The organism is Sphingopyxis sp. MG (assembly GCF_002953155.1).
Taxonomy (GTDB): domain Bacteria; phylum Pseudomonadota; class Alphaproteobacteria; order Sphingomonadales; family Sphingomonadaceae; genus Sphingopyxis; species Sphingopyxis granuli.
Genome location: NZ_CP026382.1, coordinates 1 through 16754, shown reverse-complemented (window position 1 = coordinate 16754; position 16754 = coordinate 1). Strand labels below are relative to the sequence as shown.

Genomic DNA, 16754 nt, shown 5'->3' with positions numbered 1-16754 from the left:
TTACTCCAATCCGCCGATCAGGCTTTGACCACGATGCAGGCGCTGGCGTTCAGCCCGCCGCACACGCGCTTTGCAAAGGCCACGGTTCGATAGGGGCCAGCCTGCACGAACACGACGCCGCGCGAGGACCGGGGGAAGCGCGGCTTGAGGGCGGCCAGCGCCGGCTTTTTCTGGACCAGCGAGCGCCAGTAGCTCCGCGCCGTTTTATCGGTGCGGAACGCGGCGAACTGGACGCGCCACCCCGCAGGGGACGCCGCCGGCCGTGCAGGCTTGGCCGCCGGGGGGATGGCGATCGTCACCCGGCTTGCCGGGGCGCTACGCTGATAGACGGGCGCAGGGCTATCGACCACGGCCACGACCGCCGGCCCGACGAGGCCGGCGTTGACGGCCGCGACTTCGGCTTGAACCTGTTCCGCGTCCCCCGGCAGATCGGGCCGGGTTGCGCGCTCGACAAGCTGTTCCGACGCACCCGAGAGGTTCAGCGCCCAGCCGGCCGAGGGAGCCACGCCCCCTTCCGTCGTATAGCCACGAGCGAGGGACTGTTCGCCCACCCGCAACATGACGCGGTAATAGCCCGCCATAGGCTGATCTACGACGTAGCGGAGCGGAAGGGCCGATGGATCGGCCTTGGCCTTCCGCGACCCCTCTACGACCGCGTAGCCGCGCTTGCGGAGCCCGTCCGTCAAAGCCTGTCCGAATACGTCGTCAGACGCGCTCGCATCGATCGCCAGCCGGGAGATCGCCGGGGGGTATAGCTTGACCAGCTCGGCGAGGGAATCGGCCGCCATCGCTTGCGCTTCGGAGGCCGATGCGACAGCGGCATTGCTGCCAAGGCGTGCCGTCGTCATGGCGCATCCGGTCAGGACAAGCGCCAGAGCAGCGATAGGGGCCGCGCGCATGACTATTGCTCCCTAACAATCTGGACGCGAGTTTGCCGCTTCCCGACCCCAGCAATCATCACGGCTTCATCGAACACCTGATCGACAATGTATCGGTCCCCTTGGACGCGATAATTGACCAGCGATGTATCCTCCGTTTTCTTGATGCTGCCACCGGCACGCACCACGAGCAGCGACGGAGCTTCCGTTTGACTCATGGCTTCGGGCATTTCGATGATGGTCTTTACGCCATCATTGAAAACGCGAACCGGCTTCCACCTGGCTCTGCCCTTCACGCTGTAATTGAAGCTCAGGTTGGACAGATATTCGGCCGCAGGGCGACCAGCGCCGCCGGCCGAGGCCGCGCCGCCACCGGGCACGGCGATCGTGCGTTCGTTCCGCACAACGTCGTTATGCGCCTTGAGGGCCGCCCACTTGGCGTTCACGTCGTCAGGATATTGGAACGCCACGCGAGCCATGAAGTCGGTTCGGTGCGAGGTGAGTTTCATGTGATAGGTGCGGCGATCCGTCGTCACCACCAGCGAGGTAGACAGCCCCACGTCCATCGGCTTGATGATGAGGTGTTGCGTCTCGTTCGGTCCCGAGTTTGATACCGCCGGTTCGATCAGCCAGCGGGCGCTGTCGCCGACGTTGATCGAGTTGACCTGTTCGCCGGCCTGCAACTGCACGTCGCAGATTTGCAGCACGGCGCAGACGATCGACGGTTCGGTTGCCCCGAACAGGAAAACCACCGCGCCCTCTGCCCCAGCGACAGGCCGCATCCCGGTTGCGCTTCTCTCCTGCCACTCTTGGGAAATCCGCAGCGCGTCGCGCTCCGCTGGCGTCAGGGTCGGGTTGTTCGGATTGAAGTAAGTAGGCACGGACTCTTGCGCCATCGCCAAGGTAGGGATCGAGCAAAGCAGTGCCGCGAGAATGATATTCCGTTTCATGTGCCAATCCCTCCCTTAGAGTGTGCGCGACCACGAGTAATCGCTGACATAAATGCCGAGCGGATTATCGTGGACTTGCTGTTCAGTGGTGCCGGTGTTCGGGGCCAAGACCTTGATCGTGACAAGAGCCCGCCATTTCATCGGCGGTTGAATGAGGCCGCCTTGCCGATCGCGTTCGGTTTCGGTCCAATCGACCTGCCACGTCTGCGATGTTTGCGGGATCACCGACGCAATTTCGATGCTGACAGTCTTTGTCTCAGCCCGCTTGAAGGGCGTCGTTTCCTGATTGCCGTTCAGCCAATCGTTCATTTTCTGCGTCGCAGGATCGTTCGGCAGCAGCATCGAATAGACCCGGAAAATGCCTTGCCGTTGCAGGGCAATGTCCGAGGTCACGAAGCGGGCGCTTTGAATGAACGACCCGAGTTGAGCTTGAATGACCCGAGCATCGACCGGAGCCGCCCGATCCGCGCGCGTGGTCGCAACGGCCGTGCCGAGGCTATCCACCTTCACGACGTAGGGGACGAACTTCGATTGGCTTCCGATCGCGATAATCCCGCCCACCGAGGCGAGGACGATCAGGAGCGACAGGATCGCCACCAACTGCCACATGCGCCGCGACGCCGCGAGCCCGCCAACATGGTCGTTCCATGTCCGCCGGGCCGCGAGGTAGGGGTTGGTTTCCTCGACAGGCAAGGAGGCGGCCTCGCGCCGCCGGAACTTGTCCATAAAGCTCACGCCGCTTCTCCAATCATTGGTGTGACACCGCGCAGGGACAGCCATTCATCGACCCAGCGCGGGCCTAGACGAGCTTCCAGCCCCTTGATCGTGGCGATAGATTCCTTGTCGGTCGCACCGACGAAGGCGAGTGCAACCGGGCCGAGGGCCAGTTCAAAGAGCCGGCGGCCGTTTTCCGAAACATAGTAGTATTGGCGCTTGGGGATCGCGGTTGCGAGGATATCAATCTGGCGCGGATTGAGCCCCATGCGCTTGTAAAGCTGCGACGTGTCTTCATCCCGCGCATAGACATTCGGGAGGAAGATTTTCGTCGCGGTCGATTCCACGATCACATCGAGAATGCCCGAATTGGCGGCGTCCGAAAGGCTTTGCGTCGCCATCAGCACAAGGCAGTTCGACTTGCGAAGCACCTTGAGCCATTCCCTGATCTTGGCGCGGAAAGCCGGGTGCCCCAGCATGATCCACGCCTCGTCCAGAATGATCGCCGCCGGCTGACCCCGCAGCGAGCGTTCGATGCGACGGAACAGGTAGAGCAGCACGGGGAGCGCGTATTTCTCCCCGAGGTTCATAAGCTCCTCAATCTCGAAAACCGTGAAGTCGGAGAGCGAGAGCCCGTCCTGTTCGGCATCGAGCAAGTGACCCATCGCGCCGTCCACCGTGTATTGGCGGATCGCATCGCGGATCGCTTCATCTTGAATGATGATCGAGAACTCGGAGAGCGTGCGCCCGCCGCTTTCGTACATATTGACGATCGCGTTGCCGATTTCGTTGCGCTGTGCCGGCGTCGTGATGACCCCATTGAGCGCAAGGATCGTATCGATCCAATCCATCGCCCACGCCCGATCGCCCTTGGTTTCGAGGAACGCCAGCGGGCAGAAGGCGAGCGTCTCATCATCGCCGGCAACGGTAAAATGCTTGCCCCCGACAGCCTTCGCGAGCGGGTAGAGCGACATGCCCTTATCGAACGCGAAGATCGACATGCCGGGATAGCGCCGCAGTTGGGCCGCGATCAGGCCGAGGGCCGTGGACTTGCCCGCGCCGGTAGGACCGAACATGAAGCTATGCCCCACGTCCCGAACGTGGAGGTTGAGGCGGAACGGCGTAGAGCCGTTCGTGACGCCCTGCATCAGCGGGGGAGAGAGCGGCGGATACATCGGACAGGGCGCGAAATTGAGGCCGGTCCAGATCGAGCTAGTCGGCATCAGATCGGCGAGGTTCATCGTGTTGATGATCGGCCGCCGCACGTTTTCGACGCCATGGCCGGGAAGGCTCCCAAAGAAGGCTTCCAGATTGTTGATCGTCTCGATACGCGCGCCGAAGCCGATCGCTGTAATCGCCTTCTCCAACTGGCGTGCAGACAATTCTACCTTGTCGCGATCCTCATCCATGAGAACGACGACGGACGTATAGTAGCCTTGAGCGACAAGGCCGCTGTTGACCTCTGCCATGGCATGATCGGCGTCCTCGACCATCGAGAGGGCGTCCTGATCGATCTTGCCGCTATTGGTCTGGAAAACCTGATCGAAGAAGCCACGGACCTTTTGCCGCCACTTCTTCCGGAATTTTTCGAGGTGCTTTACCGCCTCGTGCGTGTCCATGAAGATGAAGCGGGTTGACCAGCGATATTCGGTCGGAAGCTCCGACAGCGCCGAGAGGACGCCGGGCGTGCTTTCCAGCGGGAACCCGTCGATCGAGACGGTTTGAACGAACTTCCGGCCGATGCGCGGCACCACGCCTGTCCACATTTCCTGCCCGCCGATGATCGAGTCCAGATACATCGGGTTTGAGGGCAGGATGACGGGTTGGTTGACGCCCGTGGCGCAGAACTGGAGCCACCGCAGGAAGTCGCATTGCGTGACGCTAGAGCCGTCCTCATTCATCACCGAATGACCGTTGAGGCGCGTGAGCTTCAACGCGGCACCGAGCCGGCTTTCAAAGCTAACGATGTCGCGCTTGAATTTTTCGATCAGGTCGGTTGTGCGCGCCTTTTGGGTCGGGCTTGGCCGATCGTCATCGAACATCAATTCCACGAACTTCTGTTCCGCCAGCATCGGCGGGAAGTAGGTCGCGGTAATGACGAAATAGCCCTCGTACATCGTCCCCAGCCCTTCAAATAGCTGGCGGCGTTCCTCATCGATCATTTCGGTGATCGGGTCGGGGAAGTGCGAGAGGCCGCGTTCCGAGTAGTTCGGGGCAGGCCGGCGCGGCGCATCGACATGGATCATCCATCCATTGCCGAGGCCGGCGAGCGCCTGATTGATGCGGAAGGACACCATTTCGCGCTGTTGGTCGGTACTGCTGGCGTTATCGTCGCCGGAGTAGAGCCAAGCGGCCATGAAGGAGCCGTTTTTGCCGACAATCACGCCATCATCCACCATGGCGGCGTAGTTGAGCAGATCGGCCATTCCGGCGTCTTTTGAGCGGAAGCGATCCAGCTTGTTGGATTTGGCGTTTTTGTAGACCAGCGCGAACAGGGCGACGATCAAGATCGCGCCCATGATCGCGATGACGATCGCGAGTGTCTGGATCATTTCTTCTTCCCCGGTTCGCTGTACCGCTTCCGCTGGCTTCGCTGATTGTTTCGGAAGGGCGTCGAGCGGGCCGCGTAGTAAGCGCGATATGCCCGGTGACGCAGATAGACACCCCGGAGGAGCGGGTCGGACTTCGCCATGAGGCGAGCCGCCCACAGGCCCCCGAACCAGATGAAAAGACCGGCGATCCACGCTTTGGGTTCGTTGATCGCCGGGCCGATCAGCCCGGCCGCCGCCACACCCGCGAGCATCACAAGCTCCCGGTCCCCACCCATGAACAGGTTGTTGCGGACACCGGAGCGACGGATGGGGACTGAGCGCAGGGCCATGTTAGGCGAGCCCCACCATGCTTGCCCCAGCCGGAACAACGGCCGCGATGGTAGCACCGCCGCCGGAGATCGAGGAGAGGACCGCGTTCGCGCCGACGAGCAGCGAGGCCACCAGCACGAGCAGGAGCAGCGCACGGGCAAAGCCGTTTAGATCGCCGCCCATCACGAGCGCGCCACCGGCAACGACGATCCCGACGACGGCGAAGGCATAGGCGATCGGACCCGTCGCCGACTGGCGGATATTCGTCAGGTAGCTTTCGTAAGGCAGGCCGCCGCCGCTTTCCGACGCCCAAGCGGCGTGAGGCCACATGAACAGGACGAGGATAGCGAGAGCCAGAAAGGCAAAGGTAGCGCGCTTTCGCGCAATCTCATTCCAGTATAGTTGCACGTCAGTTCTCCTTTACAGTGAACGAAGCCGGTAATTCCCATCCACAAAGCCCCCGACTTCGAGGATGCTTTCAATCCTCCGCCCCTCGGGCGTGCGGGCGATGTGGACGATCAAATGCACCGCATCCCCAATCAACGGTTCGATTGGCCGGGGCGAGTCAGGGTGCATACTGATAAGAAGCGCGAGGCGACTTAGGCCGGCCTCCGCGTTATTTGCGTGGAGCGTCGCCGCCCCGCCTTCATGGCCCGTATTCCAAGCCATCAGCAGATCGAGGGCTTCCGGCCCACGGACCTCGCCCACAAGGATGCGATCGGGCCGCATCCGCAGCGTCGTCTTGAGCAGCGCCGTCATCGAAACTTGCGGCGACGTGTGGAACTGGACGAAGTTTTCGGCGGCGCATTGGATCTCGCCCGTATCTTCGATGATGACCAGCCGTTCGGTTGGATCAGTCTCGACCATGCCGTTGATAATGGCGTTGACCAGCGTAGTCTTGCCCGAGCCAGTACCGCCGATGACGAGAATGTTGCGATGCCGGTTGATGGCGTCGGTAATCAGCGCGCATTGGTCCGCCGACATAATCCCGGCTTCCACATACTGCGCCAAGGTGAAGATCGCGACCGCACGCTTACGAATGGCGAACGTCGGAGCCGGCACGATGGGCGGCATCTGACCCGCGAAGCGCGAGCCGTCGATCGGGAACTCGCCTTCAAGCGTGGGTTGCAGGCGTGTCGCCTCTTTGCCGTGATAGCCGGCGACCGCCTTGACGATCGTTTCCGCCCGATTGGCAGTGACGTGGCCTATGCACGTCATCTTCTCGCCTAGCCGTTCCTGCCAGAGCTTCCCGTCAGCGTTCAGAATGATTTCAACGGTTTTGGGATCGGCCAGCGCATCGATCATCAGCGAGCCCATGGCGCGCCGGAGCGTTTCTCTCGCGCGTTCCTTGACGGTTGCGGGCTCCGCTTCTCCGGTCATTATCGCTCCTGTCACGCCACACTACAAAATCGGCTGACAAACGATATACCGGATGATTCAGAAGCTCAACCCGCTAACCGACAAGATTTGCGAATGATTCGCATAGAGATTTTCGTCACAAAAATGCAGCTATTGCTTGATCTTGAGCCTGTCGTGGGCCGCCTTGTGCCACTTCGCGATCTGGAAAGCCTGATGCTCGTTAACTATGGCTGAGACGCGGCGATAGCCGGGGGGAAGACCGACCTTGCAGTCATCCTTGAGTAGCGAATCCGCTAAACTCCCATCCCAGCCATCGGTTCCGACAGGGGGTGGTTGGAGCAACGCCACAAGGGGCACTTCCAGCGCATCGGCGATAGCAACCATCGTATCAAGCGAGGGGTTGCCTTTGGCATTGGTAACGTCGGATATATAGGAAATCGACACGCCCGCTTTCGTGGCGAGGTCAGATTTCTTGAGCCCACGCAAGGCGAGGTATCGCATGATGTTGATGCAGAGAATCTTCCTATGCACCACCGGCTCCCCTCCCCTCGCACGTCATCGCGATTTTAGCGGCTAAAATTTTCCTTGGCGTTTCTCGACTCTCAATTTCACCCGCAGCGACGAAGGAGTAGCGTATCATGGGCCTCAACAAATTCCTATTCACCGGCAACCTCACACGGGATGCCGAGATTGCTTCAACAACGGGCGATCGTGCAAGAGCGCATATACGCATCGCCGTGAATGATGCATGGACAGATGAACAGGGCCAACGCCACGAGCGCGCGAATTTCTTCAACATCACCGTTTGGGGAAGCGACGCAGAGAATGCGGCCAAGTATCTCGGCAAAGGATCGCTGATATTTGTTGAAGGCAGGCTTGCGTCAACAGAATGGGAAAAGGACGGCGAGAAGCGATACGGTACAGACTTTGTCGCGACCCATATTCAGTACGTCGATACCAAAAAGCCCGGTTCGGATAACGCCTAGATCGTCGCGGCAGCGGGTCGAGAACTTGGACCCGCTGCCCTCCCCTTGCGCTTTTAGGCGCTCTACTTTAGCACAACCTCACACTCGACTTGCCGGGCCTTTTCCAACTTAGTTGCCAGAGCACTAAGTTGCGCGTAAACCCCTCGACTCATGGCAAGAACCGCCCCCAGCGAATCGGCGACAGGCAAAAAAGCCAAGTCGCCAAACGCCGCTTCCGCCAAGGTCGCGATGCGGAATCGCGCGGCTCGCGAAAAGGCCGCAGGGTACAAGCACATCACCATCGCTTTGTCGCCAAAGGCCGTCGAGTTGATCGACGGCTACATGGCGCGCACCGAGTTCACGTCGCGGCAAGCGGCGCTGAACGCGATCCTTGAGCGGATCGCAGACGATATGTTCATGAGACAGGAGTTCGCGGCCGTGAGCACATAAACGAAAGCCGGGCACGAAGGCCCGGCTCCCTGAAATGCTGTTTGGGCAGGGTCGCCAAACCCTGACCGTCCACCGTCTGGACTTCCCACTTAGCAATTCGCGATCCCCGGATCAAGAGAGCGCGCTTCGCGCCACGGAAAAGTTTTGCCTGCTCGCCGGCCCTTTTGACCAAAAAGGGGACGACGATGACGCTTACTATGACCTATCCGACGACGCCCAGCGTCGGCGACCTGGCTACGCGGCTGATGGCCGACGCAGCCAAGGGAAAGAAACAACGGGGCGGCCGACACATTACCGAGGTGCCGGTTCATGGCGGCAGTAAGGAGGCCGGCAGCAGGATCGAGGAGGCGTTCTATCGCCGGCTCAGCGCCGAGGATCGAGACGACGCCAAGAGGGCGATCATGGAGGCTTTTGCCCAGCGCACGAAGCTGCGGCGGGAAATACGGGCTGGCGAGCGCACCGAGCTTAGCGCGTTCGATCAGCTATGCTTGAAGATCACGCGTAGCGTGCGCGACGTGTTTCTGGCGCTTCTCAACATGGAGCGGGCGTTCAGGGGCCGCGTGTTCCCTTCCTATGAGCAGATCGGGCAGGAAGCCAATTGCGGCCGCACGACCGTTTGGGAGGCGCTGGCGGCCCTTGAGGCGATCGGGCTGATAGAACGGCTCAGGCGCTATGTGTTTACCCGTAAGGGGGGGCGCTGCACGTCCGAGCAGACTTCCAACGCCTATCGCTTCCGCGTGCCCGAATTGTTGCGGAAGCTCTTTCCATTTTGGCGTCGCCCCTCCCCTGTCCCGGCCGACGAGATCAGCCGCCAGCAGCAGCGCGCGGAGGATTACGAGGCGATGCGCGCCACGTTGACCGAGGACGAGCGGATCATGCTGGATACGGCCGATCCCGGCCTTGGCCGGGCTTTGATCGCGCTTCGGAAAAGCGTCGCAGCCAAGGGTGGCGGCTCTTTGGATTCATGAGTCCGGAAATGGGATTGAACCTCCCCATAAGTTTATTCTCTTAAGTCTATGAGGAGTTGCCCTAGTCGGGCAACACGCTTTGAAGACTGTTTAAACGCCAAAAGGGGGTCGGGCTTTGGGCTTCCTATTGACCGGCACCACTTGCGGTTGCCGTCGCGATCCCGGCTGTTCAAGGGCTGCAGCATAGACGCGCCTGTCTATGTTGCCGGCGACTTCGATTTTAGCGGCTAAAATCTTATCCACCCCAAATCGGATCAATTTGGCGTTGCATTTCAAAACCGTTTGGTAACTTTTAGGGTCGAAACAACTTTACAGAGCTTGACATTTGCGGCGTATCATCCGATATATCCGTTGTGGCCGGGCGATTTTGCCAAGGTCCGAACCGGAGAATTTCCGATGAAGCTCCCGCCCAAAATCGAGGCGACCCTTGTTCCCGAGGATCAGCGCCTTTCCGTTCTTCCCCATTTCTTCGGCTTCGCGCAGATGCTTCGCGCCGAGGCGCTTACGTTCGCCTACATGACCAAGTTGTCGATCGATTATACCGGCGGCTATTGGCACTATTACAAGCTCGACAACGGCGGCTTCTACATGGCCCCGGCCATCGATACCCCGATGCGCGTGGAATGGTTCGGCAACGGCTATCAAGGCACCATGAGCAGCGACGCCGCCGGGATCGTGGCGACGCTCTTTGCGATCAACCAGCTTGCCGATGAGCTTCGCACCGACGCCATGGTGGAACTCTATCATGCTCTCCTCGACTTCGGGACCGAGCACGCCGAGCAGGCCGCAATCCTCAGCGCCATCGACTGATAGACCGGGGCCGGGGCTTGCCCCCGGCCTCACCGGATGAGGAGGCCCCTATGGCCCGCAACGCCGTCCGCGCACCGCGCTATATCCATACCCCGAAGATCATCGGGCACCAGCCCGACCTATTCGACGGCCCGACCATTACCCATGAGGTTCCGCGCCGTCAGATCGGCAAGGACGCCGCGCGTCAGATTCGCGCATGGGGACGAGCTGATACCCTTGGCGACTTGGAGGATTGACCATGAAGCCGATCCGTCCCGTCGAGAACGTCGATCCCATCACTCCGGAAGAATTTGAGGAGTTGATGGCGGTTGTGCGCGCGCCCCCGGCCGAGCCGGTTCTGTCCGAGGCCGGCCGCTGGCGTAAGGAGTATCGAGAGGCGCAGTTCCGGTCGCGGATCGTCGGGGTGCAGCATGACCTGTTCGGGGGCGCATCAGTCACCCACTACCGCCGTCACGATCCGCAGGCGTCATTCGAGCGGCCTCCGGTCGAGGATATCGACGCCAAGCTAAAGCGGATTGCCGGCAATCGTGCAGCGACCTTTGGACCCGAGCGCGCCGATCGACCGGCGTTCCTATCTCCCGAGGAGAGAGAGGCCGTCATTCGCGGCGCTGCCAACTGGCTGCACTTGGGCCAGCGCGTGCGGATAGTGGACGGCCCCGGCCCGGTTGATCCTGCCTTTGGTGGATATCGCTACATTGGCCGTGAGGGCGTCGTCTATCGCCTGTGCAGCCCGGTTTTCGCCGAGCGGGTCTATATCTTCCTTGATCCCGTAGGGGCGGAACGCGCCGAGAAGATCGCCTTTGTCGAATTGCGCGACGTTGAGCCGATCGCCGAATGACCCGGCCTGTCCATCTTGTCGCCTGCGTAGGCCAGAAGCTCCCCCAGCCCGCGCGTGCGGGCAACCTGTATCAGTCGGATTGGTTCAGGAAGGCCCGAGCCTACGTGACGGCGCAGGGCGGCCGTTGGTTCATCCTGTCGGCGCTACATGGGGTTGTCCCCCCTTCCCGCCTGATCGAGCCCTACAACGTCACTCTAGGCGATATGACAGCCGCAGAGCGCCGCGCATGGGGCGAGCGCGTCAGCGCCCAGCTTGCCGAGCAGATCGGGCCGAGAACCCCTGTCGTGATCCTTGCCGGGCGGCTCTACCGCGATCCTATCGCGCATTGGGCCGGCTCGCGCGCGACCGTGCCGATGGAGGGCTTGGGGATCGGGCAGCAAAAGGCTTGGCTTGCACGCCAGATCAGCGAAGCACGGGAACGAGAGGCGAGCGCCGCCCAGCTAGACCTATTTCGAGACGTATAGTGGCAGCGCACCAGACAGGAGGATTGATGCAGAGCACCCGACATATCGAGCCGAAATTGCGCCGCGCGCGACTTCTGGCAGCGCGAAAGCATCCTTTTTGGGCTATACCGCGCCGCGCGATCCTTGCCGGCTACTATGATGGTGGCTCAAAGGTGCGGGATCACCTGAACACCGACGAGGCCCGCCAGTGGGCGGCCTCAAAGGGATTGGTAGAGGATTAGAACGCCATGAGAGAGTTGCTTGCCTAACGTCCGCCGTGAGTGCCTTCGGCCAGCCGATGACGGTTGGGAGCCGCCCACGGCCGCAGAGGTCCGCGAGATCATCGCCGAAACCGGGCTTTCCGGCAGTGGCGTGGCGCGATTTTTGGGGATCAGCAGCAAGGGCTCGCGTGTCATCCGCCGATGGGCGGGAGGCGAGGATCAAATTCCCTATTCGGCATGGGCGCTGCTATGTGACCGGGCAGGCTATCGTCGGATTTGGGAGCCGCGCGAGGAATGATTTTAGCGGCTAAAATTCAGCGACCGGACTTGACAGGGCTTGACAAAGCTGTGTTATCATCCGATATATCAGTTGTGGCCGGGCAGTTCGCCAAGGTCCGAACCGGAGAATTTTCCGATGACCAATGTTATCCCCTTTCCGATCCGCCGCAGGATCGCCCGCATTGCGGACCCTCCCCCGAGCCTTTCAATGCCGATCGCCGAGGCATCCGCCTTGGATAAGATCATCGCCGTGGTTTGGGGCATCACCGCCTTTTGCTGGACCTTCATGCGGTTCATCATCCCGCTTGTCGTGTTCTGGCAGTTCCTTCGCATGATGTGGTTCTGGAACACCCCCGGCGCACATGCAGGCTGGAATTTCCTCGCCTATTTCGCCGGCTATACCGCGCTCTACTATTTCGTGGCGTTCTACCGCCCGAAGGCGTTGCGCGACCGGGACGTGAACCGTGGAGGTCGCAATGCCCGCAAATAAGCGCCTTACGGCAGCCGAGTTCGCGCGTGCGATCGACGGCATCAACATCAGCGAGCGGCCGATCGCCATGGCCCGCGCCGTCCTAGTCGATGGCGAGAGTCAGTCGGATTGTGCCCGCGCCAATGGCGTCTCGCGAAATGCGGTTTGCATCGCCGTGAACAGGATTTGGGAGGCCCATAGCGCCGTTCCAGCCGGGTTCGAGCGCGTTACGGCCGTTCTCCCCAAACATCAGGCGTCCGTTGTCAGAGCATGGCACGAGCGCGCCCCGTTGAAATCGGAATCCGCATCATGAAAACGCTAGTAATAGCCAATCAGAAGGGCGGCGTCGGGAAGACTTCCACGCTTGTCCATCTGGCCTTCGACTTCGCCGAGCGTGGTCTAAAGGTTGCCGTGATCGACTTGGACACACAGGGCAACGCGAGCTTCACCCTTGGCGTCCACAAGAGCGAGATCGCCGCCAGTAGCTTGTTTGGCGACGTGGCAGGGTTTGACCTGGCACCCATCGACAACATCGCCGTGATCGCCGCAGACGGCCGCCTTGCCGACCTTGAGAAGCTGGCCTTGGAGGACGCCGCGACAGCCTTTCGCGCCAGCATCGCGCAGATCGCGGCGCAGGGGTTTGACGTTTGCCTGATCGACACCGCCCCTTCCCTTGGCAACGCCATGGCATCGGCATTGCTGGCGGCTGATTTCGTGGCGTCCCCGATCGAGCTTGAGGCTTATGCGTTGCAGGGCATCAAGAAAATGAACTCCACGATCGCGGCGATCAAGAAGGCGAACGCCAAGCTGCAATTCCTTGGCATGATCCCGAGCAAGGTTGACGGTCGCAACCCGCGTCACACCCGCCACCTTGCCGAGCTACTGGCCGCCTACCCTGCCCTGATTATGCCGACGCCGATCGGCTACCGCAGCAGCATCGCCGACGCCCTCGCGTCGCACTGCCCCGTTTGGGAAATCCGCAAGACTTCCGCCCGAGCGGCGACCAAGGAAGTCCGAGCCATGACCCAGCACATACATGACAAGATGGAGATCGCGTGATGGCCGACCACACCGAGGAGAAGAAGCCGGCCGCGAAGACCGCCAAGGCCCGCAGGAAGCCCGAGGACGCCGCACACGGCTCCGGGTTGGGGATTGGGGCCATGGGCGACCTTTCGGGCCTCCTAGCCGATCCTACGCCCCCTAGCGGCGCGCAGGCCGGCGACGGCAAGGCATCCGAGATCGCCATGGAGTTGATCGAGGAAGACCCGCACCAGCCACGCACCTATTTCGATCAGGCATCGCTTGAGGAACTGGCGGCAACGATTGCCATCCGTGGCGTGAAGACCCCGATATCGATCCGGCCCAACCCGGAGCGTGAGGGCTATTTCATCATCAACCACGGCGCGCGTCGCTACCGCGCATCGGGCATCGCCGGCAAGACGACGATCCCGGCGTTCGTGGACGGCGATTACACCGAGTCCGATCAGGTAATCGAGAACCTACAGCGCGACGCACTGACGGCCCGCGAGATCGCCGAATATATCGGCCGCGAACTGGCGAAGAAGGTCAAGAAGGGCGACATTGCCAAGGCAATCGGCAAGTCCCCGGCCTATGTCACCCAGCACGCCACGTTGCTCGACTTGCCCGACCCGATCGCCGAGATTTTCCAGTCCGAGCGGTGCCGCGACGTGACGCTGATTAACGAGCTTGTCGGGCTCTACAAGAAGCACCCGGAAGGCGTGACGGATTGGCTTGCCGATGACGAGCAGGAGATCACGCGCGGGACCGTCCGACTGCTAAAGGAATTTCTCAATTCCGGAAGCGGGGAAGGGGAGGGCGAAGGCGGCGATGATGACACTCCCCCCGCCGAGCCGGCAGCGCCGAAGGAGAAGGAGGAGAAAGAGGCCGATCCGGACAAGCTGAAAAAGGCGATCGTCACCGTCGAGCACGACGGACGCCCCGGCCGCTTGATGCTCAATCGTCGCCCGTCACGCGAAGGCGCGTCGTGGATGAAATATGACGACGATGGCAGCGAGTTCGAGGCAGAGCTTGCCGATGTTCGGCTTATCTCCGTCATAGAGGGCTGACCATCGACACAGCCCCGGCCGACGACAGGAGGCCCCGCGAAAGCGGGGCCTTTTTTCTTGGCGCGCATCGGATATAGTCGGAGGACGATTTTAGCCGCTAAAATTCCGAGGAGGTTTCCATGGCCGGGCTGATCGATAGCAACAAGCAAAGCCTGTCCAACGGGACAGGCGATCCGATCGCGGACGCGGACGGGCTGCTAGGGCAGGCACGAGGGATCGAGGCGCAGGAAGCGGGAGAGATCGCAGCGCCCGCCACCGTCGAGGAGGAATACGCCGCCGCGATGGTGCAGATGGTCGAGGAGAAGCAGGATCAGGCCAGCCAGATCGAGGACCGGCTTGAGAACATGATCGAGTCTCAGAGCGCCCGACTGACACAGGTGCAGGGGCACCCGCCGGGGATACTGGCGAGCGCGACGACGCGCGCAAGGTGGCAGGCTCAGGTGGCACAGGCGCAGGCGACCGTTCAGCTATTACAGGCCCGCCTTGAGACGGTTCGCGAGATCAGGGACGGCATCACCGTTCACGGATCGAAGATCGAGGCGCTTGCGGCCGAGAAGCTGGAATATCGGCAACCCAAGCTCGCAGACGACTTCGCCGAGCTACAGGAGGCCCGCCGGCTGCACGAGATACACACCCGGCAGCAGCAGGAGAAGAAACGCGAGGACCGGCAAGGGCTGGTGCAGGACGCCGCGCCATCGAGCGGGCTCAGCCTGACCCGAGGCTTGTCCCAAAATCGCGGATCGAGCGGCGCTTAGGGCTGGCGGCCCTAGTGAATGAGGACCGCCAGTAGGGCGATGATCGCCGCGCCGATCGTCAGGCACGAGGCGATGAGGTTCCGGTTGGCGATCCGCACGCCATCTTCCAGCGGCTTCCCAAGCCCCTTGCTCACTTCGGCAGCGACTTCCGCCACGAGCGTTTTAGCCCCGTCCGCCATCCGCTGTTTCATGGCCGCTTCCGCCGCGACAAGCGCGGCGTTCAAGATCGATTCCGCCTTGTCGTTTATCGCGACGGCCCAGCGGTTCGACATTTCCTCTAGCTCGCTCTTGAACGCCTCTAGCTGCGCCTGTTGAGCGTCCGCGCTTTCGGCCAGCAGCATCGTGTTGATGGTTTGGAGGATCAACAGCGGATCATCCGGTGAAAGGGCGACACCATGTGTCGCCGCAATCTCAGCGATCAGCGCGCGAATCTTTGCGTGATCGGCCATCAGATGATCGCCGCCTTGGATAGTTCGCCGAACACGGCGTCACGCACCCGGCCGAGGCGATGGCGCTGCATCAGGGGCAGCGCCGCGTTCGCCATCGCTTCATCCAGCGTTTTGCGCTCCGCAAGCATCTCCTGCACATCAGCGCCGAACGTCTCCCGCTTGAGATCGGGGAGCGTGACGATCGCCGCGACGCGATCCTTCAAATCCTTATATGCCTTTAGCTGCTCGAACGACTTGCCCTCATGTTCGATCGGCCCGTGATAGGGGTTGAGCCAAACCACGATCGCCGCCGGGGCCGGGAAGGCTTCTGCCACAGAAGCAAAGCCGGCAAGCGTATCCACGAGCGCCTGTCCCCCGACGACGATCGTATGCAGCACGAGCTTATGTCCGAGGTCCGCGATCACTTCGGGAACCGCATTGTCGAACATATAGGCCGACAGCGGATTGTAGGTGCTCGCCCCGCTATCGACCACGACCGCTTCCTTGGAGCCCGCGATCAATTCCATCATCGCGTCGAAGTTTCGCGGATTGATATCGCCATCTTCCAGCAGGGCGAGCTTGCGGACGTTCAGCGCCTTGAAGCCGGCGAAGGTGGCGTTGGTAGGATCGGTATCGATGCAGAGCGGGGCTTCCCCGCGCGAGGTCAGGAATTGTGCCAGCATCGAGGCGGCGAGCGACTTGCCGACCCCGCCCTTACCTTGGAGGACGATATGGACGTTGCTCATAGGTAATCTTCCTTCTTGGGGGAGTCGGGGTGATGGAACCGGGCTGGACGAGGCCGGGGCTCAGCCGGCGTCGCGTCGGGAGGTGTGTCGGCGATCGGGGCCTCGACAGGCGCAGCGATCGGAGCCGGAGGAGCCGCAATCGAGACGGCCGACGAAAGGACGGGGTTGGCAGTGCCGGGTTTGCGGATCAGATCGCGGACGAACTTCGCGAACCACACATAGCTGAAATCGATCCGCTTCTCAGCGACCAGCGCATCCCATATCTGACTGACAGGCCAGCCATCGGCCAATGCGGCTTCCACGTCAGGTTTGACCGCGAGGAAGGCGGCCCGGTTGCGTCCACCAGCCCCAACCTTCGATTGGGATGCACGCTCCCGAAGGCGCTCCACGAAAGGCTTTGAGGGTGTGTCCGTCATTCAGGGCGTTGCCTTTGTCCGTCAGTGTAGGAACCGTTTAGAAACACGATAACATCAGAGCAGAACCGTTTAGAAACGAGATAACGGGGAGAGAATAGCCCTCAACCGCCCGCTAAA

At 61.5% G+C, this 16754-nt stretch carries 23 protein-coding genes; 12 read left to right on the top strand and 11 right to left on the bottom strand.

Features of this window, described 5'->3' with window-relative positions:
• Positions 1-17: 17 nt before the first annotated feature.
• The 8 genes from C3E99_RS19260 to C3E99_RS19225 form a co-directional block, all read right to left on the bottom strand.
• Positions 18-848 carry an SPOR domain-containing protein gene (locus tag C3E99_RS19260; protein WP_158682379.1) on the bottom strand — a complete coding sequence of 277 codons (831 nt, stop codon included), beginning with the start codon at positions 846-848 and terminating at the stop codon, positions 18-20.
• A gap of 53 nt (positions 849-901) precedes the next feature.
• Positions 902-1828 (bottom strand): P-type conjugative transfer protein TrbG, encoded by a 927-nt coding sequence (gene trbG, locus C3E99_RS19255; protein ID WP_104960455.1) that lies wholly within the window; start codon positions 1826-1828, stop codon positions 902-904.
• Between the two features lie 15 nt (positions 1829-1843).
• Positions 1844-2554 (bottom strand): VirB8/TrbF family protein, encoded by a 711-nt coding sequence (locus tag C3E99_RS19250; RefSeq protein WP_104960454.1) that lies wholly within the window; start codon positions 2552-2554, stop codon positions 1844-1846.
• Between the two features lie 5 nt (positions 2555-2559).
• Complete coding sequence (locus C3E99_RS19245; protein WP_104960453.1) at positions 2560-5094, bottom strand: VirB4 family type IV secretion/conjugal transfer ATPase; 2535 nt, start codon at positions 5092-5094, stop codon at positions 2560-2562.
• The gene (trbD, locus tag C3E99_RS19240; protein ID WP_021243398.1) at positions 5091-5423 is read right to left on the bottom strand and encodes a conjugal transfer protein TrbD; all 333 of its coding nucleotides are present in this window, start codon (positions 5421-5423) and stop codon (positions 5091-5093) included. The genes C3E99_RS19245 and trbD overlap by 4 nt, the downstream gene beginning before the upstream one ends.
• Before the next feature lies 1 nt (position 5424).
• Positions 5425-5811 (bottom strand): TrbC/VirB2 family protein, encoded by a 387-nt coding sequence (locus C3E99_RS19235; protein ID WP_021243399.1) that lies wholly within the window; start codon positions 5809-5811, stop codon positions 5425-5427.
• A gap of 12 nt (positions 5812-5823) precedes the next feature.
• Positions 5824-6783: a P-type conjugative transfer ATPase TrbB gene (trbB, locus tag C3E99_RS19230; protein WP_104960452.1), complete on the bottom strand. Its 960-nt coding sequence runs from the start codon at positions 6781-6783 to the stop codon at positions 5824-5826.
• A gap of 129 nt (positions 6784-6912) precedes the next feature.
• Complete coding sequence (locus C3E99_RS19225) at positions 6913-7293, bottom strand: helix-turn-helix domain-containing protein (protein ID WP_234002713.1); 381 nt, start codon at positions 7291-7293, stop codon at positions 6913-6915.
• A gap of 107 nt (positions 7294-7400) precedes the next feature.
• Between C3E99_RS19225 and C3E99_RS19220 the strand changes: the two genes are divergently transcribed.
• The 12 genes from C3E99_RS19220 (at position 7401) to C3E99_RS19155 (ending at position 15047) form a co-directional block, all read left to right on the top strand.
• Positions 7401-7748 carry a single-stranded DNA-binding protein gene (locus C3E99_RS19220; RefSeq protein ID WP_104960451.1) on the top strand — a complete coding sequence of 116 codons (348 nt, stop codon included), beginning with the start codon at positions 7401-7403 and terminating at the stop codon, positions 7746-7748.
• A gap of 150 nt (positions 7749-7898) precedes the next feature.
• On the top strand, positions 7899-8177 hold the full coding sequence (locus C3E99_RS19215) for a hypothetical protein (RefSeq protein WP_104960450.1): 279 nt from the start codon (positions 7899-7901) through the stop codon (positions 8175-8177).
• A 197-nt stretch (positions 8178-8374) separates the two neighbouring features.
• The gene (locus C3E99_RS19210) at positions 8375-9145 is read left to right on the top strand and encodes a GntR family transcriptional regulator (RefSeq protein ID WP_158682378.1); all 771 of its coding nucleotides are present in this window, start codon (positions 8375-8377) and stop codon (positions 9143-9145) included.
• Positions 9146-9496: 351 nt separating this feature from the next.
• Positions 9497-9955, top strand: coding sequence for an antirestriction protein (locus C3E99_RS19205; RefSeq protein WP_234002712.1), 459 nt, complete (start codon positions 9497-9499; stop codon positions 9953-9955).
• A gap of 50 nt (positions 9956-10005) precedes the next feature.
• Positions 10006-10191: a hypothetical protein gene (locus C3E99_RS19200; protein WP_104960448.1), complete on the top strand. Its 186-nt coding sequence runs from the start codon at positions 10006-10008 to the stop codon at positions 10189-10191.
• 2 nt (positions 10192-10193) lie between these two features.
• Complete coding sequence (locus tag C3E99_RS19195) at positions 10194-10793, top strand: hypothetical protein (RefSeq protein WP_234002711.1); 600 nt, start codon at positions 10194-10196, stop codon at positions 10791-10793.
• On the top strand, positions 10790-11257 hold the full coding sequence (locus C3E99_RS19190) for a DUF6884 domain-containing protein (protein WP_104960446.1): 468 nt from the start codon (positions 10790-10792) through the stop codon (positions 11255-11257). The genes C3E99_RS19195 and C3E99_RS19190 overlap by 4 nt, the downstream gene beginning before the upstream one ends.
• A 615-nt stretch (positions 11258-11872) precedes the next feature.
• Entirely contained in the window at positions 11873-12226 is a 354-nt protein-coding gene (gene kleE, locus C3E99_RS19175) for a KleE stable inheritance protein (protein ID WP_158682377.1), read from the top strand.
• On the top strand, positions 12213-12518 hold the full coding sequence (locus C3E99_RS19170) for a TrfB-related DNA-binding protein (RefSeq protein ID WP_104960442.1): 306 nt from the start codon (positions 12213-12215) through the stop codon (positions 12516-12518). The genes kleE and C3E99_RS19170 overlap by 14 nt, the downstream gene beginning before the upstream one ends.
• Complete coding sequence (locus tag C3E99_RS19165; protein ID WP_104960441.1) at positions 12515-13264, top strand: ParA family protein; 750 nt, start codon at positions 12515-12517, stop codon at positions 13262-13264. Before C3E99_RS19170 ends, C3E99_RS19165 begins: the two co-directional genes overlap by 4 nt.
• Positions 13264-14292, top strand: coding sequence for a ParB/RepB/Spo0J family partition protein (locus tag C3E99_RS19160; RefSeq protein WP_104960440.1), 1029 nt, complete (start codon positions 13264-13266; stop codon positions 14290-14292). The genes C3E99_RS19165 and C3E99_RS19160 overlap by 1 nt, the downstream gene beginning before the upstream one ends.
• 119 nt (positions 14293-14411) lie before the next feature.
• The gene (locus tag C3E99_RS19155) at positions 14412-15047 is read left to right on the top strand and encodes an IncP plasmid survival protein KfrC family protein (RefSeq protein ID WP_104960439.1); all 636 of its coding nucleotides are present in this window, start codon (positions 14412-14414) and stop codon (positions 15045-15047) included.
• A gap of 11 nt (positions 15048-15058) precedes the next feature.
• Here the strand turns inward: C3E99_RS19155 and C3E99_RS19150 are convergent, their stop codons facing one another.
• The 3 genes from C3E99_RS19150 to C3E99_RS19140 are packed head-to-tail and all read right to left on the bottom strand — an operon-like array spanning position 15059 to position 16637.
• On the bottom strand, positions 15059-15496 hold the full coding sequence (locus tag C3E99_RS19150; protein WP_021243375.1) for a hypothetical protein: 438 nt from the start codon (positions 15494-15496) through the stop codon (positions 15059-15061).
• A complete protein-coding gene (locus C3E99_RS19145) occupies positions 15496-16221 on the bottom strand; it encodes a nucleotide-binding protein (RefSeq protein ID WP_104960438.1) in 726 nt (241 codons plus the stop codon). Before C3E99_RS19145 ends, C3E99_RS19150 begins: the two co-directional genes overlap by 1 nt.
• Positions 16218-16637 carry a TraK family protein gene (locus C3E99_RS19140; protein ID WP_104960437.1) on the bottom strand — a complete coding sequence of 140 codons (420 nt, stop codon included), beginning with the start codon at positions 16635-16637 and terminating at the stop codon, positions 16218-16220. The genes C3E99_RS19145 and C3E99_RS19140 overlap by 4 nt, the downstream gene beginning before the upstream one ends.
• Between the last annotated feature and the right edge of the window lie 117 nt (positions 16638-16754).

Excerpts from the sequence above, each read along its gene's own strand:
- C3E99_RS19145 (WP_104960438.1), bottom strand. The coding sequence starts at position 16,221 with ATGAGCAACGTCCATATCGTCCTCCAAGGTAAGGGCGGGGTCGGCAAG.
- C3E99_RS19165 (WP_104960441.1), top strand. The coding sequence starts at position 12,515 with ATGAAAACGCTAGTAATAGCCAATCAGAAGGGCGGCGTCGGGAAGACT.
- C3E99_RS19160 (WP_104960440.1), top strand. The coding sequence starts at position 13,264 with ATGGCCGACCACACCGAGGAGAAGAAGCCGGCCGCGAAGACCGCCAAG.
- C3E99_RS19195 (WP_234002711.1), top strand. The coding sequence starts at position 10,194 with ATGAAGCCGATCCGTCCCGTCGAGAACGTCGATCCCATCACTCCGGAA.
- C3E99_RS19245 (WP_104960453.1), bottom strand. The coding sequence starts at position 5,094 with ATGATCCAGACACTCGCGATCGTCATCGCGATCATGGGCGCGATCTTG.
- C3E99_RS19170 (WP_104960442.1), top strand. The coding sequence starts at position 12,213 with ATGCCCGCAAATAAGCGCCTTACGGCAGCCGAGTTCGCGCGTGCGATC.
- C3E99_RS19260 (WP_158682379.1), bottom strand. The coding sequence starts at position 848 with ATGACGACGGCACGCCTTGGCAGCAATGCCGCTGTCGCATCGGCCTCC.
- C3E99_RS19140 (WP_104960437.1), bottom strand. The coding sequence starts at position 16,637 with ATGACGGACACACCCTCAAAGCCTTTCGTGGAGCGCCTTCGGGAGCGT.
- kleE (WP_158682377.1), top strand. The coding sequence starts at position 11,873 with ATGACCAATGTTATCCCCTTTCCGATCCGCCGCAGGATCGCCCGCATT.
- C3E99_RS19215 (WP_104960450.1), top strand. The coding sequence starts at position 7,899 with ATGGCAAGAACCGCCCCCAGCGAATCGGCGACAGGCAAAAAAGCCAAG.
- C3E99_RS19190 (WP_104960446.1), top strand. The coding sequence starts at position 10,790 with ATGACCCGGCCTGTCCATCTTGTCGCCTGCGTAGGCCAGAAGCTCCCC.
- C3E99_RS19150 (WP_021243375.1), bottom strand. The coding sequence starts at position 15,496 with ATGGCCGATCACGCAAAGATTCGCGCGCTGATCGCTGAGATTGCGGCG.
- C3E99_RS19155 (WP_104960439.1), top strand. The coding sequence starts at position 14,412 with ATGGCCGGGCTGATCGATAGCAACAAGCAAAGCCTGTCCAACGGGACA.
- trbB (WP_104960452.1), bottom strand. The coding sequence starts at position 6,783 with ATGACCGGAGAAGCGGAGCCCGCAACCGTCAAGGAACGCGCGAGAGAA.
- trbD (WP_021243398.1), bottom strand. The coding sequence starts at position 5,423 with ATGGCCCTGCGCTCAGTCCCCATCCGTCGCTCCGGTGTCCGCAACAAC.
- C3E99_RS19250 (WP_104960454.1), bottom strand. The coding sequence starts at position 2,554 with ATGGACAAGTTCCGGCGGCGCGAGGCCGCCTCCTTGCCTGTCGAGGAA.
- C3E99_RS19220 (WP_104960451.1), top strand. The coding sequence starts at position 7,401 with ATGGGCCTCAACAAATTCCTATTCACCGGCAACCTCACACGGGATGCC.
- C3E99_RS19210 (WP_158682378.1), top strand. The coding sequence starts at position 8,375 with ATGACCTATCCGACGACGCCCAGCGTCGGCGACCTGGCTACGCGGCTG.
- trbG (WP_104960455.1), bottom strand. The coding sequence starts at position 1,828 with ATGAAACGGAATATCATTCTCGCGGCACTGCTTTGCTCGATCCCTACC.
- C3E99_RS19200 (WP_104960448.1), top strand. The coding sequence starts at position 10,006 with ATGGCCCGCAACGCCGTCCGCGCACCGCGCTATATCCATACCCCGAAG.